A 14,181-nucleotide genomic window follows, 5' to 3' on the forward strand; every position below is an offset into this window, starting at 1 on the left:
AATCAAAATAATCCTAATCTGCTGATTGTGAATCGGATTAGTTTTTATAGTTGTTCTTAGAAACTCTTTATAACTGGCGAAACTCCCATACCGAGTGTTAAATTCCCTTTTTCAGAGCCTAAAATTCCACCATTATAGTTTTGAAATTCTACATTAAAAGACATAGGAATTCTATAAAAGAGTACCTCTTCACTTCTTACAGTAGTCGAAAAGCGATATAATGCCCCGTAATTATATAAAAGCATTTCGGGTTTTAAGGGGAACAAAGCCATAAAAGTATTAGATAGGGCATTTTTCGGAAAGTCAGACGCATCATTATAATCTGTATAAAGCTCACTGGTCTCTATTTTTGCAACGGGCCCCAGATAAAACGAAGGTCTTGCTCCCCTATCTTTTGGATTTCTTGCAAACAAGGTTTCAAACTGTACACCCAAAGCCATCAAATGGTTTACAGAATTATTGTACCCCATATTTAAACTAAAAAGTGTTGTGTAATTGGTTTTTGTTAACAGGGTAAGAATTTTAACGTTTAATCCCACATAAAAAAAAGATGGGCTAAAAGGTTTCTGTGCTTTCGAAAAAGGGATCTGCAGAAAAACAAATATGAAGACAGAGGCTATTTTAACTTTAATCATTATCAAGTTTATAATTGCTTATAACCTGAAAAAATTAAAAAGGTTCTTTCTAAACAAAAAACTGCTCGTTGAAATTAACTAAAAATAACTCCTTAGTTGCTCGGGTTGTTGCTGTATAAAGCCATCTTAATAATTCCTTGTTCAGCATTTCTTCTACTAAATAACCCTGATCTACAAATACTGCCTCCCACTGTCCGCCTTGTGATTTATGGCAGGTAACTGCATAAGCGAATTTTATTTGTAGTGCATTATAGTATGGGTTTTGCTTAATTTCTTCTATCTGCTTTTTTTTCGGCAGATCTTCATAATCTTTTAAAATTTCAGCATACAACTTTTTCTGATCTTCATATGGCAGGTTCGGAGAGTCTGTATAAAGTGTATCCAGCAGAACCTTACATTCTAATGTATAATTTTCGGCATCCTGAAATTCTATCTGGGCATCGGCAAATCTAAAACCATATAATTCTTTTATGTTCTTCACCCTGGTTATCCTGGCAATTTCTCCGTTAGCAATAAACCCACCTTTTTCTTCCGGCATCCAGTAATAATTGTTTTTGACTACCATAATCAGATCTCCTCCTGTTATCTCGTCTTCTCTCCAGAGAATTTGGTTTCGTATATGCTGGTTATAAACATTTGCATTTTTATTTGAACGGCAGACAACTAAAGAATTTTCTAAACCATATTTATCATAAGCGTAATTCAATCCTTCAATAATTTTATCACCATTCATTCGGTATACATCCTTGTATCTACTGGTATTCAGTTTAGGAAAACTATAATGAGGCTGATCTTTTATTTGATTACGTATCTTTGTCGCATTATATAATATACCTGATTCTTTCTCCTGACGAACGACTTCGGTTAATTCCTGACTATAAACATCAAATCCGAAACCTTTAAGAAAGTCTACCGATAAGGCAGGACTGCTTTCTGCATGAACCGGCGGGAGCTGCGCTGTATCACCTATAAAAATGATACGGTTGTTTTGTTCGTTATATACATATTGCACTAAATCGTCCAAAAGACTATTTCCGCTAAAATCATTTCGCTCATCGCTAATCATTGAAGATTCGTCCACAAGAAACAAGGTGTTTTTCCCCATGTTTGGTGCTAAGGAAAAACCAGCATCAATATTTACCGAACTTTTCTTTCTATAAATTCTGCGGTGGATAGTTGAAGCCTGCTCACCCGAATAGGAAGACAATACTTTGGCCGCTCTTCCGGTAGGAGCCAACAACACTACGTTTATCTTATGTTTTTTTAAGATTCTAACCAAAGTGCTGATAACCGTTGTTTTTCCGGTACCGGCATAACCTTTAAGCACAAAACAGGTATCCTGATTATGATCCTGGATAAAACGTTCCAGTTTCAAAAACAAATCGATTTGTCCTTGATTCGGCTGGTGGGGAAAAGCACTGATTAAAGCCTGTGAAATTGACATGGTTTCAAATTTGGAAAAAATTTAGTGAACGACAGATAAATTAAAAATTTTACTTTTGCTAAGGAATGGAAAGAAACATACAGATTAAATCAGAAAATTTTGACTCTTCAAAATCATATCAATTATTATTAGATCTCAATCAGGACACTTACAATTATGCACTGATTGATGATAATAACAATTTGAAAATTATTGGAAGCAGCACATCTGGTATTGAAAATGCCGAGTTTTTAGAGTATCAGCTATCCAGCATTAAGATTTGTTATTTTTCCCGATCTTTTTCCATTGTTCCTTCCAATTTCGAACAGGACATCCAGTCTTTTGAAAAATTAATGGAAATACATCCTGAAAGTGAAACTTTCACCTCTAGTTCTTTAAATAAAGAAACAATTACAGTTTATGCTTTAAATATCGAAAGGCAACAAACGCTTCTTGATGTATTTTCTGATTTTGAAATCTTTCCTCAAATAAATCCATTACTGAGAGGTGCTTCAAGCAACGGAACATACGTTAACATACGCAACTCTTATGCTGAGGTTTTAATTGTTAAAAATTCTTCTTTGAATTTTTACAATGTATTCGAATTTAAAAATGATAATGAGTTACAATATTTCGTAGCACTCGTTCTTCAGCAAAAAGCTATTGATGGAAAAAAAGAGGCGATTAATATAAGTGGAGACGTATCAGAAGATTCTTTGACTTTCCAGAGACTGAAAACACTATTCCCTTATTTAAGTTTGATAAAACCTGAAACGATGATCAAAATTGGCGAAGAATTTAAAAATGCCGATTTGCAACGTTATTTTGCTCTGTTAAATTTAGCATCATGCGGATCATAGGTGGAGCATTAAAAGGAAGGCGATTTAATCCGCCGAAAAACTTACCTGTTAGGCCTACTACAGATATGGCCAAGGAAGCTTTGTTCAATATCCTGCAAAATAAAGTCGATCTCGAAAACTTATCTGTTTTAGATTTATTTAGCGGTACCGGCAATATTTCTTTGGAGTTTGCTTCGCGGGGTGCCAGACAGCTTACATCTGTCGATCTAAATTTTGGTTGTGTAAACTACCTAAAAAACACTGCTAAGGACTGCCAGATGGATCAAATAAAAGTAGTTAAAAATGATGTTTTCAAGTTCTTATCGTTAGAAACTGAACAATACGATTTGATTTTTGCTGATCCTCCTTATGATATTTCCCGGATACCAGATATCGCCAGGCTTGTTTTTGATAGAAATCTACTTTCAGAAAACGGAATATTAATAATAGAACATCAGAGTATGCAGAATCTGGGGAATCACGCAAACTTTACGGAGAAAAGAAAGTACGGTTATTCTACATTTAGCTTTTTCGAAAACAAAAACATATAAACAACATTTAAATAATTAACATTCAAAGCCAAAAGCGATGAAAACAGCACTATTTCCAGGTTCTTTTGATCCCATAACAAAAGCACACGTCGACATTTTAGAAAGATCAATGTCTTTATTTGATAAGATCTATATCGGAATAGGTATAAATGGTAATAAAAAACCGCATCTTGAACCAGAAACCAGGCTTGAGATGATAAAAGCTGTCTTTAAAGATTACCCAAAAATTGAAGTTGTTACATATGAAGGTTTAACCATAGAATTTTGTAAGCAGATTAAAGCCAAATATATGATAAGGGGAATCCGTACGGTGTCTGATTTTGAGTATGAAAAGGCAATTTCTCAAATGAACCACGCATTGGAACCAGAAATCGAATCAATTTTCATTCTTAGTAAACCAGGATATTCTTCTATCAGTTCTACCATTGTCAGGGATATTTTAAGACATGGCGGACAAGTAGAAAAATTTGTTCCACCAGCCGCTATGCCATTCTTAAAATAAGGTGAATTCGGATAAGAACATTCAGGAGGTTACCTATTTGTTGATTTTTGTTCTACTACTTTCTAAAACAACTTGTTTGGCGAAAAGGTTGAAAATAAGTTGTTTCAGATTATCAGTTAATTATCTGTGTATTTTACACTAAGCTAAATTAACCAGAGGCTCTTGTTCGGTTATATATCAACAGATGTTCAATGCATCTCAAGAGCATCTCAAAAGCATCTCATACCGTAGACATTTTAACTATTTCATATAAAAACAGCCTCTAAAAGCCCTTTAGAAAGGAAACAAGGTCTTAACTTAGTTTAGATTAAACTCATTTTAGTTGCTATTGGACTTTGATATAAAATCGCTTTCACTATTAAAATAATACACTAAGCTTAAAGGGAACTTCGTAAATTCTTTTAAAAAATTAGAAGAAGACACATGAAATAACCTGAGTCCGGCAAAAACAATCCATTCAATGGCTTCTCGTACCTGTTGTCCGATGGACTCCTTGAGAGAACTTTTTGAAAACAACTTGCCTGACGGCAGTTAGGAGTTCGGGACATTTGTTTCGTATTCAAACCAGTTATCCCGAACTGTCCTTAAAAGTTGTCTTTCGATTAAACCGAAGCCTTTTTCAATACTTCCAGAATAGAGGGATAGGTATTTTCAAAAACCATATGCAGCTTATCTTTAGTTAACCATCTGGCTTCTGTTATATCTTCTTCAGTTTGTGGAGTTAGCTGTTTTTCGGAGTCTACATCCATACTATACCAGTAAGTAATCTTCAAAATCACCTCTCCTTTTGACTGATACATGTGATAGGTATCTGTAATTTTTTGATTCAACTGATTAACTACTACACCGCATTCTTCCTCTACTTCTCTTACTGCTGTCTCTTCTATTACCTCGCCTTCCTCTAGTTTACCTTTAGGCAAATCCCATTTGCCCAGACGTTTTATAAACAGAAAGCTTTCTTCTGGACTTTTTACCAAACCGCCGGCAGCTTCTATTACCGTTACGGTTTTAGCCAGATTCTGGAAGGTTTCGGAAGGATTATCAGATACTATGTAAAACAGATCTTCTTTTTTTTCCAAAATTTCACCATAAAATTTACTTAAATCAAAATGCTGATCATCAATGATTTGAGCTTTTGAAACCTGATTATTAACAACAGAAGTTATAATTAGGGCTTTTTCGTTGATATAAATATTGTAGTTTTGCATCATGTACAACAAAAGTGAGACTGAACAGAAAATTGCTGAATTTTTGTTGCAAATAAAAGCAATTAAATTACAACCTACTAATCCTTTTACTTGGGCATCGGGTTGGAAATCTCCAATTTATTGTGATAACAGGATTACATTATCCTATCCGTCAATCCGGACATACATCAGACAAAAGCTCTCAGAAACCATTCAAGAAGAATTTGGCTCCGTTGGTGCAATTGCAGGAGTTGCTACTGCTGGAATCCCTCAAGGTGCATTAGTAGCTCAAGAATTAGGTTTGCCTTTCATCTATGTAAGATCTAAGCCTAAAGAGCATGGTACTAAAAGTTTAATAGAAGGCGAAATTAATGAGGGACAACGTGTTGTTGTTATCGAAGATTTAATTTCTACCGGAAAAAGCAGTATACAAGCAGTAAATGCGCTTAGAGAAGCTGGCTATGATGTTGTAGGTTTAGTTGCGATTTTCTCGTACAACCTGGACATTGCAACGGAAAATTTCAAAGAAGCTAAATGTAGATTTATTACTTTATCTAACTACAATGCATTATTAACTTATGCAGTAGAACACAATCTATTTCCTAAATCTGATCTGGAGTTATTAGAACAATGGAGAAAAGATCCTTCTGCATGGGGCGAATACCTGGAATCTAAACAAGCTTAACATGACTGTTTTCGAAAGTAAAGTTCTTTTAAACAAACCTGTTGCAGAGGTTTATGCCTTTCTGGAAGATCTAAACAACCACGAAGGTCTAATGCCAGAAAACATCTACAACTGGTCCAGCACTAAGGATGAAGCCAGATTTACAATACAAAATATGGCTAAATTGGCTCTGAAAGTAGAATCGAGGATTGAGAATGCAGAGATTCTTATTGTACCTGCCGAAGCAGCTCCGATTGCTCTGAATTTAAAGTGGACTTTAAATGAAACAGGCGATCAAACAGAAGCAAAGCTAACCATATCTGCTGAGTTAAATATGATGATGAAAATGTTAGCCAGCGGACCTTTGCAAAAATTAACAGATTATCAAACAAGTGCTTTAGCAAGCAAACTTAGCTAAAGTATAAATCATAACACTGAAAAGCTAATCTCTTAAAAAAGGTTAGCTTTTTTGTTTGGTTTTATTTTTAGTAACAAGCGTCGGGAAAAACAGAGATTTCCTATTCAAGGTCTGTGTTCCATCTAATACAAATATCTAGAAAACACCAACTTTTTACTTTTGTATCGCTCTTTACCTATAATATCATTAAGTTAGAGGGGGCCTCTCCCAGAATGCTTCGGGGTTTCTTCGGGAAATACCCCCTGTTTCCCGAAGAACTCTCGAAGAAGCCTCGAAGGAAAGCACAGGAATGCCGGTAATTTGCAGCAAACACTGGTAAAATCCAGCAACTAAATTCATCTCATGAGACATTTTTACAGTCTAAAACAAATCTGCAAGACATTTTGTCTCCTTTAATTTAAAGTAACAGACTTATTTTCAGGTTTTAAAAACACTATATCAATTGGATGTGTTTTTGTTGATAAGGATTCGGAGGAATAAAAACTATGAATTTCAACAACTTTACAATAAAAGCTCAGGAGGCTATTCAAAAGGCTTCTGAAATAACTACAGGTTTTCAGCAACAGGCTATAGAAAACAGCCATTTATTAAAGGCTCTGCTTTCTGTAGATGAAAATGTGGTTGGATATTTACTAAAGAAATTAAATGTTAACATTAACAGGTTAAACCAATCTTTAGACGAAGCTATTGCTGCTTATCCAAAGGTAAGCGGAAGTAATGTTTATCTTTCAAGCACAGCCAATTCTACTTTGATTAAAGCACAATCTTACCTGAAAGAGTTCAAGGATGAGTTTGTTTCGGTTGAACATATTCTTTTGGCTATTTTGGATTCGAACGATAAAGCATCGACTTTTCTAAAAGACCAGGGCGTAAACGAAAAAGATCTGAAAAAGGCTATAAAAGATTTACGTGGCGATTCTAAAGTAACCGATCAAAATGCCGAGGCTACTTACAATGCTTTAAATAAATATGCTCGTAACCTGAACGAATATGCCGAATCCGGAAAATTAGACCCTGTGATTGGACGTGATGAAGAAATCAGGAGGGTTATCCAGATTTTATCCAGAAGGACTAAAAACAATCCTATTCTGATAGGTGAACCCGGCGTAGGTAAAACGGCCATTGCAGAAGGTATTGCACACCGTATTATAAAGGGTGACGTTCCGGAAAATCTGAAATCTAAAACTGTTTTTTCATTAGACATGGGCGCTTTGGTTGCCGGAGCTAAATATAAAGGAGAGTTTGAGGAACGCTTGAAAGCAGTGGTAAAAGAAGTTACCGATAGTGATGGTGAAATTATCTTATTCATTGATGAGATACACACTTTAGTTGGAGCAGGTGGTGGTGAAGGTGCAATGGATGCAGCCAATATCCTGAAACCAGCTTTAGCCAGAGGTGAACTGAGGTCTATTGGAGCAACCACTTTAAACGAATACCAAAAATACCTCGAAAAAGATAAAGCTTTAGAAAGAAGATTTCAAAAGGTTATGGTTGATGAACCGGACACTCAAGATGCCATTTCTATTCTACGTGGTCTGAAAGAACGTTATGAAACACACCATAAAGTAAGGATAAAGGACGAAGCTATTATTGCTGCTGTAGAACTGTCTCAACGTTACATATCTGACAGATTCTTACCGGATAAAGCCATCGACCTGATGGATGAAGCCGCTTCTAAACTACGTTTGGAAATGGATTCTGTTCCTGAGGCTGTAGATGAGCTGGATCGAAAAATTATGCAGCTGGAGATTGAACGTGAGGCTATTAAGCGGGAGAACGATGATAAAAAAGTTAAAGATTTATCTAAGGAAATCAGCGATTTAGCGGCCGAAAGGGACGAGTATAAAGCCAAATGGCAAAGCGAAAAAGATCTGGTAGATAAAATTAACAGCAATATCGAAAATATAGAAAACCTGAAATTGGAGGCCGAGCAGGCTGAAAGAGCTGGCGATTATGGTAAAGTTGCCGAGATCAGGTACGGTAGAATTAAAGAAGCTCAGGATAACGTAGAAAAGCTGAAAGCAGAATTGGCCAGCAAAACTTCTGACAGCAGAATGCTTAAAGAAGAGGTCACTGCCGAAGATATAGCCGGTGTAGTCGGCAGATGGACAGGAATTCCGGTAACTAAACTGGTTGCCAGCGAAAGAGAAAAATTATTACATCTGGAAGAGGAACTGCACAAACGTGTCGCAGGACAAGACGAGGCTATCGAAGCTATTTCTGATGCGATCAGAAGATCAAGAGCAGGTTTAAGCGACCAGAAAAAACCTATTGGTTCTTTCATTTTCTTAGGTACAACTGGTGTAGGTAAAACCGAACTGGCAAAGGCTTTAGCTGAATTTTTATTCAATGATGAGCAGTCTATGGTTCGTATTGATATGAGTGAATACCAGGAAAGACACGCTGTCTCAAGATTAATTGGTGCGCCTCCGGGATATGTTGGTTATGATGAAGGCGGACAATTAACTGAGGCTGTAAGAAGGAAACCTTATTCTGTGATTCTTTTAGACGAGATCGAAAAAGCCCACCCTGACGTTTTCAACATCTTATTGCAAGTTTTAGATGATGGCCGTTTAACAGATAACAAAGGTCGTGTCGTGAATTTCAAAAACACCATTATTATTATGACATCTAATATTGGTGCTCATCTTATTCAGGATAATTTCAAAAATTTAGATGAAAACAACAGAGAAGAAGTTATAGCAAAAACTAAGAATGAGTTGTTTGAGTTATTAAAACAGACCATCAGACCTGAGTTTTTGAACAGGATTGATGAACTGATTATGTTTACTCCATTAAACAGAAGCGAAATCAGGAACATTGTTGAGCTTCAATTCGAAGGTGTTAAACGTACATTGGCTGAGATGGGAATAGATTTAGAAGCATCTGAAGAAGCGCTCGACTGGCTAGCTCAATTGGGTTATGATCCTCAGTTTGGGGCAAGACCATTGAAAAGAGTTATTCAAAAGCGCATCTTAAACGAACTTTCTAAACAAATTCTGTCTGGGAAAGTAGATAAAGAAAGTAAAATCAAACTTGATGTTTTCGATAACCAGTTTGTTTTTCTGAATGCTGATAAGTAAGGTAAATAGAATTAAAAAGCCGCTTTGATAAGATCCAAAGCGGCTTTTTAGTTATCTGTTTATACCATTCTTTAGTTCTTTTGCTTGTCTGTATCTGGTAGAAATATCAGGATGAATAATGATATTATGGGAATTAGAAATGATATCCAAAACCAAAATTTCTTATCCCTGCCCAAATGCTCTGCGAATTTATATGCTAAAATTTGCGGCGAAAAAACCAACATGATTACAAAAACAACTAATATAACCTCTGGCACTTAAATTTTATTTTTGTTGACCTGCTAAAACATTTTTCCAGCTAACCAACTCACCAATAATTTTATCCAGCTCGGCAATAGAAACACGTTCTTGTTCCATACTATCTCTATGACGAATAGTTACCGTGTTGTCTTCTAAAGATTGGTGGTCTACCGTAATACAGAAAGGCGTACCAATAGCATCTTGTCTTCTGTAACGCTTTCCGATAGAATCCTTTTCATCGTAAGTTACGTTATAATCCAATTTCAAACGATTCATAATCTCACGAGCTTTTTCCGGTAAACCGTCTTTTTTGGTTAAAGGAAGTACAGCAGCTTTGTAAGGTGCCAAAACCGGATGTAAACGTAAAACTGTTCTCGAATCCTTTTTATCTTCTGTACTTAAATCTTGTTCTTCGTAAGCATTGATTAATGTTACCAGGAAGAAACGATCTAAACCGATAGAAGTCTCAACTACATAAGGAACGTAACTTTGGTTAATTTCCGGATCAAAGAATTGCATTTTCTTTCCGGAGAACTCCTGATGCTGGCTTAAGTCGAAATCTGTTCTGGAATGGATACCTTCTACTTCTTTGAACCCGAAAGGAAATTCGTATTCGATATCAACTGCTGCATTTGCATAATGCGCTAATTTTGTATGATCGTGGAAACGATATTTAGCAGGATTTGTTCCTAAAGCTAAATGCCATTTTAAGCGAGTTTCTTTCCATTTGTTATACCATTCCATTTCTGTACCAGGCTTCACAAAGAATTGCATTTCCATTTGTTCAAATTCGCGCATACGCATGATAAACTGGCGGGCAATGACTTCATTTCTGAAAGCTTTACCAATTTGCGCAATACCGAAAGGAATTTTCATCCTTCCCGATTTCTGAACATTCAGGAAGTTAACGAAAATACCTTGTGCAGTTTCCGGTCTTAAATAAACCTCGTCAGAACCTTCGGCCATAGCCCCCATCTGTGTAGAGAACATCAGATTAAATTGACGAACATCTGTCCAGTTTCTCGTTCCGGATACCGGGCAAACAATCTCATGCTCGATAATCAGTTCTTTTAAACGTGGTAAATCCTCAGCATTTAAAGCCTTATCCATTTCTTCCTGAAGAAGATTTGCTTTATCCTGTTTGCCATCCTTCTCGTAACGGGCAATTTTATCTTCTAATAACTGGTCTGCTCTATAACGTTTTTTTGAATCTTTATTATCGATCATCGGATCGTTAAATCCATCTACGTGGCCACTTGCCTTCCATATTTTTGGGTGCATGAAGATTGCAGAATCAATACCTACAATATTTTCGTTCAACTGCACCATAGATTTCCACCAGTATGCCTTGATATTATTTTTTAGTTCGGCACCTAATTGACCATAGTCGTAAACAGCACTTAAACCATCATAAATTTCACTTGAAGGAAACACAAATCCATACTCTTTTGCATGCGAAATTACATTCTTAAAAATTTCGTCGTTATTTTTAGACATAGCTACGTAAATATAAAATCGAGCGCTAAGTTAAGCTACTTTATCATTATTTCTTAACTTAAGTTAAATTTAATCAGGCTTTTTTGAAATCTGGACTTATTTTATATTTTCGGTCAGTTTAGTCTTTTCTCAATATGTCTTTAATAAATACCATTAAAAATATAATTCCAATAAATTCTGATTTGATGAATGCCATCGAGCTGGCTTTTTTTCAAAAAGAATACACTAAACAACATATTCTACATCACTATGGAGATATCTCTACCACACTTTACTATATTGAAAAAGGATTGTGCCGGATCTATTACGTAAATGATACCGGAAAAGACATTACATATGGCTTTTATAAAGAAGGAGATTTTGTGGCTATCGCGGAAAGCTTTTTCACACAAAAACCGTCCGGATATTGTATTGAAACACTTGAAGATTGTTCGCTTTTTAGTATCCGGTATAATGATTTAATCAAATTGACTGATGAATTTCCGATTATAGAAAAGGTAAAAAGTCATGTCCTGCAATATTTTCTTCTTATAGCCACATCCAGAATTATAGCTTTACAATTCCAAAGTGCTCAGCAACGCTATAACGCCCTGCTTGAACAACAGCCCGGGATTTTACAACGAGCTCCACTTGGCCAAATAGCTTCTTATCTGGGAATTACACAGGAAACTTTAAGCAGAATTCGCTCAAAAGTTTTATAAAACCGTAGTATTGTTTAGCTGTTATATTATTTATAATTATAACTAACCATTAAAACTATTTTCAGAATTTGATCTATATCAAAAGACAATCAATTATTTCTTAGGATTTTTGAGCTAACTAAAATCAACTGAATGAAAACGTCAAGTAAACTTTTACTATTCCTGCTCACTTGCTTTTCCAATAAGCTGATTGCACAAACAGCTCCTACCTTTCAGGAGCTGGTAGATAGTGCTTTGGTGAAAGACTATAAATTGGCAAATCAAAGATTAGATATTGAACTCGCCAGGATAGACCGAAAAAAGCTAAATGAGATTTATCTCCCAAATGCAGATATCAGCGGGAAATATGCATATTTAAACAGCAGTTCTACTGTAGTTTTCCCCCAAACCACCTTGCCTGTACTTAATATTCCTATTCCGGAAATTGATGGTGGCTTTAATAGCCGGGCAAACTTAGCCAAAGCAGATTTAAATATTTCTTCTGTCTTGTTTTCGGGTGGCAAAGTTCCTGCTTTAAAACAGGCCCTAGATGCAAAAACCAGGGCCCAGGAAGTACTCATGGAAAAAAGCGAGCAGGATATTATCAGCGAAGTTAGCAAGGCTTACGACCAGATTGCATTGTTATCTCAGGTAAAAGTTCTCTTAAATGAGAACCAAAAGCGACTGGATATAAATTTAAAAACAGCTACAAAAGCACTTGGTTACGGATTAATCACCAAATATGATTTCCAAAAAGTAGAAGTAGCAAAAACGCAATTAGCATCTAAAGTTCAGGAATATGAAGGAAAAAGAGCTTTACTAATTCAACAGCTAAATAGATTAACCCAAATTCCGGTTTCGCGACTGGAGCTTATTGAAAATGATTTAAGGCCCTTTGGTCAACCTAAAAACTTAAATACCATTGAGAACAGGGCGGAACTTAAAGCCTTAAATTCAGGTATAGAAGCATACAGACATAGCGTAAAGGCAGCACAAACATGGTGGGTTCCCAAAATACAGGCAGCAGCTTCTTTAGGTTATTTAAATCTGTTTGACGTAAAAAGTACTGCAAAAAATGCCTTACCGCTGATAGGAAGACCAGAGTTAAGGGCCGACAAAATAGAATTGGCTCCCAGCCTTGTACTTGGTGTAGGCTTTAAATGGGATATTTTTGACGGACTAAAGGGAAAAAGAGAAGTTCAGAAAGCAAAAATAGGCGTTCAGAAAGCTATAAATGAGAAAAAAGATGCGGAAGAACTTTTGAAATTGAACCTGATTAAAAACACTACTGATTATGAAAATTCAAATGCAGAAATAAAAGTAAAGCAAAAACAAATGCAGGTTGCAAAAGGTGCTTTAGATGTTGCAGAAAAAGAATTTAAAGTAGGTTTGGTGAAAGCCAGTGATCTCATTGGCGCACAAGCCGATTATCAAACTGCTGCTTTGGATTATTATCAGGCTATTTTTAACCAAAGAAGAAATGCTATTGAACTTTTAAAGTCAACCGGAGATTTAACTACTCAATCTATACAATAAAACATTCATCATATGTACACGTTTAGAAAAATACTTTTATTGGCTGTTTCCCTTGCTGCATTTACATCCTGCACTCAGAAACCCGAAAATTTTATTGAAGGAAAGATAAAAAAGGCGACTATTTCCTTTGCTCCAAAAGTTACCGGAAGAGTAGCAGAAATCTATGTAAAAGAAGGTGATTTTGTAAAAAAAGGCGATACTTTAGCCAGATTGGATGTACCGGAAGTCGACGCTAAACTTTCTCAGGTAAAAGGAGCGGTTAAAGCCAGCGGAGCACAAAGAGATATGGCAAATCATGGCGCTACAGCAAATCAGCTTAAACAATTACGCGCTAAACAAACCGGTTTGCAGGAACAATATAATTTTGCTAAAAAGTCTTTTAACAGAGCACAAGCCATGTTCGCAGATAGTATGATGACACCGCAGGCTTTTGATGAAATTACAGCTAAATATCAAGGTGCGAAGGCACAACTGGATGCAGTGAACGCCGAGTTGAATGAAGCTAATCATGGAGTTAGAATAGAAACAAAAACTGCTGCACAAGGACAAGCCGACCAGGCTCTTGGCGCTTTACAGGAAGTAGAGATTGCACTTTCTGAAAAATACATTATCGCTACAAATGACATGGAGATTGAAACCATTTCTTTAAGTGTTGGCGAACTGGCAGCGGCAGGTTTTCCTTTGTTTAATGGTTATCAGCCAAATTCTACCTATTTCAGGTTTACAATTCCAGAAAAGGAAATTGGTAATTATAAAAAGGGGCAGAAACTAAAAATCTATGTTCCGTACTCCAAACAAACCATTGAAGGCAGTATACAAACCATTAAACAGCTTGCAAGATATGCCGACATTACCGCTGCTTATCCTAATTACCAAATAGAAGAAGCTGTTTACGAAATTAAAATTATACCTGATAACATGAAGCT

The 14,181-nt window shown here is 36.0% G+C and carries 13 protein-coding genes; 9 read left to right on the forward strand and 4 right to left on the reverse strand.

Annotated features, from left to right (window positions below):
* Window positions 1–56 precede the first annotated feature (56 nt).
* Both ABWO41_RS08205 and ABWO41_RS08210 read right to left on the reverse strand, forming a co-directional pair.
* Complete coding sequence (locus ABWO41_RS08205; protein WP_353136244.1) at window positions 57–635, reverse strand: hypothetical protein; 579 nt, start codon at window positions 633–635, stop codon at window positions 57–59.
* 49 nt (window positions 636–684) lie between these two features.
* Window positions 685–2,079, reverse strand: a complete 1,395-nt coding sequence (locus tag ABWO41_RS08210) for an ATP-dependent DNA helicase (RefSeq protein WP_353136247.1) — start codon at window positions 2,077–2,079, stop codon at window positions 685–687.
* Window positions 2,080–2,144: 65 nt separating this feature from the next.
* Here ABWO41_RS08210 and ABWO41_RS08215 point away from each other — a divergent pair, with 65 nt between their 5' ends.
* The 3 genes from ABWO41_RS08215 to coaD are packed head-to-tail and all read left to right on the forward strand — an operon-like array spanning window position 2,145 to window position 3,950.
* Window positions 2,145–2,918 (forward strand): DUF3822 family protein, encoded by a 774-nt coding sequence (locus ABWO41_RS08215; RefSeq protein ID WP_353136250.1) that lies wholly within the window; start codon window positions 2,145–2,147, stop codon window positions 2,916–2,918.
* Window positions 2,906–3,448 (forward strand): 16S rRNA (guanine(966)-N(2))-methyltransferase RsmD, encoded by a 543-nt coding sequence (gene rsmD / locus ABWO41_RS08220; protein ID WP_353136253.1) that lies wholly within the window; start codon window positions 2,906–2,908, stop codon window positions 3,446–3,448. The genes ABWO41_RS08215 and rsmD overlap by 13 nt, the downstream gene beginning before the upstream one ends.
* Window positions 3,449–3,485: 37 nt before the next feature.
* The gene (gene coaD, locus ABWO41_RS08225) at window positions 3,486–3,950 is read left to right on the forward strand and encodes a pantetheine-phosphate adenylyltransferase (RefSeq protein WP_353136256.1); all 465 of its coding nucleotides are present in this window, start codon (window positions 3,486–3,488) and stop codon (window positions 3,948–3,950) included.
* Between the two features lie 602 nt (window positions 3,951–4,552).
* Here the strand turns inward: coaD and ABWO41_RS08230 are convergent.
* Complete coding sequence (locus ABWO41_RS08230; protein WP_353136259.1) at window positions 4,553–5,161, reverse strand: NUDIX hydrolase; 609 nt, start codon at window positions 5,159–5,161, stop codon at window positions 4,553–4,555.
* On the opposite strand from ABWO41_RS08230, the gene pyrE reads away from it, so the two are divergent.
* The 3 genes from pyrE to clpB all read left to right on the forward strand — a co-directional run bounded on the left by pyrE (window position 5,160) and on the right by clpB (window position 9,302).
* A complete protein-coding gene (gene pyrE, locus ABWO41_RS08235; protein WP_353136262.1) occupies window positions 5,160–5,822 on the forward strand; it encodes an orotate phosphoribosyltransferase in 663 nt (220 codons plus the stop codon). The genes ABWO41_RS08230 and pyrE overlap by 2 nt on opposite strands.
* A gap of 1 nt (window position 5,823) precedes the next feature.
* On the forward strand, window positions 5,824–6,219 hold the full coding sequence (locus ABWO41_RS08240) for an SRPBCC family protein (RefSeq protein WP_353136265.1): 396 nt from the start codon (window positions 5,824–5,826) through the stop codon (window positions 6,217–6,219).
* A 485-nt stretch (window positions 6,220–6,704) separates the two neighbouring features.
* On the forward strand, window positions 6,705–9,302 hold the full coding sequence (clpB, locus tag ABWO41_RS08245; protein WP_353136268.1) for an ATP-dependent chaperone ClpB: 2,598 nt from the start codon (window positions 6,705–6,707) through the stop codon (window positions 9,300–9,302).
* A gap of 264 nt (window positions 9,303–9,566) precedes the next feature.
* Here the strand turns inward: clpB and ABWO41_RS08250 are convergent, their stop codons facing one another.
* On the reverse strand, window positions 9,567–11,039 hold the full coding sequence (locus tag ABWO41_RS08250; RefSeq protein ID WP_353136271.1) for a glycine--tRNA ligase: 1,473 nt from the start codon (window positions 11,037–11,039) through the stop codon (window positions 9,567–9,569).
* Between the two features lie 134 nt (window positions 11,040–11,173).
* Here ABWO41_RS08250 and ABWO41_RS08255 point away from each other — a divergent pair, with 134 nt between their 5' ends.
* The 3 genes from ABWO41_RS08255 to ABWO41_RS08265 form a co-directional block, all read left to right on the forward strand.
* Window positions 11,174–11,740 (forward strand): Crp/Fnr family transcriptional regulator, encoded by a 567-nt coding sequence (locus ABWO41_RS08255; protein ID WP_353136274.1) that lies wholly within the window; start codon window positions 11,174–11,176, stop codon window positions 11,738–11,740.
* Between the two features lie 132 nt (window positions 11,741–11,872).
* Complete coding sequence (locus ABWO41_RS08260; RefSeq protein ID WP_353136277.1) at window positions 11,873–13,255, forward strand: TolC family protein; 1,383 nt, start codon at window positions 11,873–11,875, stop codon at window positions 13,253–13,255.
* Window positions 13,256–13,267: 12 nt separating this feature from the next.
* Window positions 13,268–14,181: HlyD family secretion protein (locus tag ABWO41_RS08265; protein ID WP_353136280.1), on the forward strand; the 914-nt coding region annotated here is incomplete at its 3' end.

The organism is Pseudopedobacter sp. (assembly GCF_040392825.1).
Lineage (GTDB): Bacteria > Bacteroidota > Bacteroidia > Sphingobacteriales > Sphingobacteriaceae > Pseudopedobacter.

Excerpts from the sequence above, each read along its gene's own strand:
- ABWO41_RS08255 (WP_353136274.1), top strand. The coding sequence starts at position 11,174 with ATGTCTTTAATAAATACCATTAAAAATATAATTCCAATAAATTCTGAT.
- ABWO41_RS08205 (WP_353136244.1), bottom strand. The coding sequence starts at position 635 with ATGATTAAAGTTAAAATAGCCTCTGTCTTCATATTTGTTTTTCTGCAG.
- ABWO41_RS08230 (WP_353136259.1), bottom strand. The coding sequence starts at position 5,161 with ATGATGCAAAACTACAATATTTATATCAACGAAAAAGCCCTAATTATA.
- clpB (WP_353136268.1), top strand. The coding sequence starts at position 6,705 with ATGAATTTCAACAACTTTACAATAAAAGCTCAGGAGGCTATTCAAAAG.
- ABWO41_RS08215 (WP_353136250.1), top strand. The coding sequence starts at position 2,145 with ATGGAAAGAAACATACAGATTAAATCAGAAAATTTTGACTCTTCAAAA.
- rsmD (WP_353136253.1), top strand. The coding sequence starts at position 2,906 with ATGCGGATCATAGGTGGAGCATTAAAAGGAAGGCGATTTAATCCGCCG.
- ABWO41_RS08210 (WP_353136247.1), bottom strand. The coding sequence starts at position 2,079 with ATGTCAATTTCACAGGCTTTAATCAGTGCTTTTCCCCACCAGCCGAAT.
- pyrE (WP_353136262.1), top strand. The coding sequence starts at position 5,160 with ATGTACAACAAAAGTGAGACTGAACAGAAAATTGCTGAATTTTTGTTG.
- ABWO41_RS08260 (WP_353136277.1), top strand. The coding sequence starts at position 11,873 with ATGAAAACGTCAAGTAAACTTTTACTATTCCTGCTCACTTGCTTTTCC.
- ABWO41_RS08240 (WP_353136265.1), top strand. The coding sequence starts at position 5,824 with ATGACTGTTTTCGAAAGTAAAGTTCTTTTAAACAAACCTGTTGCAGAG.
- ABWO41_RS08250 (WP_353136271.1), bottom strand. The coding sequence starts at position 11,039 with ATGTCTAAAAATAACGACGAAATTTTTAAGAATGTAATTTCGCATGCA.
- coaD (WP_353136256.1), top strand. The coding sequence starts at position 3,486 with ATGAAAACAGCACTATTTCCAGGTTCTTTTGATCCCATAACAAAAGCA.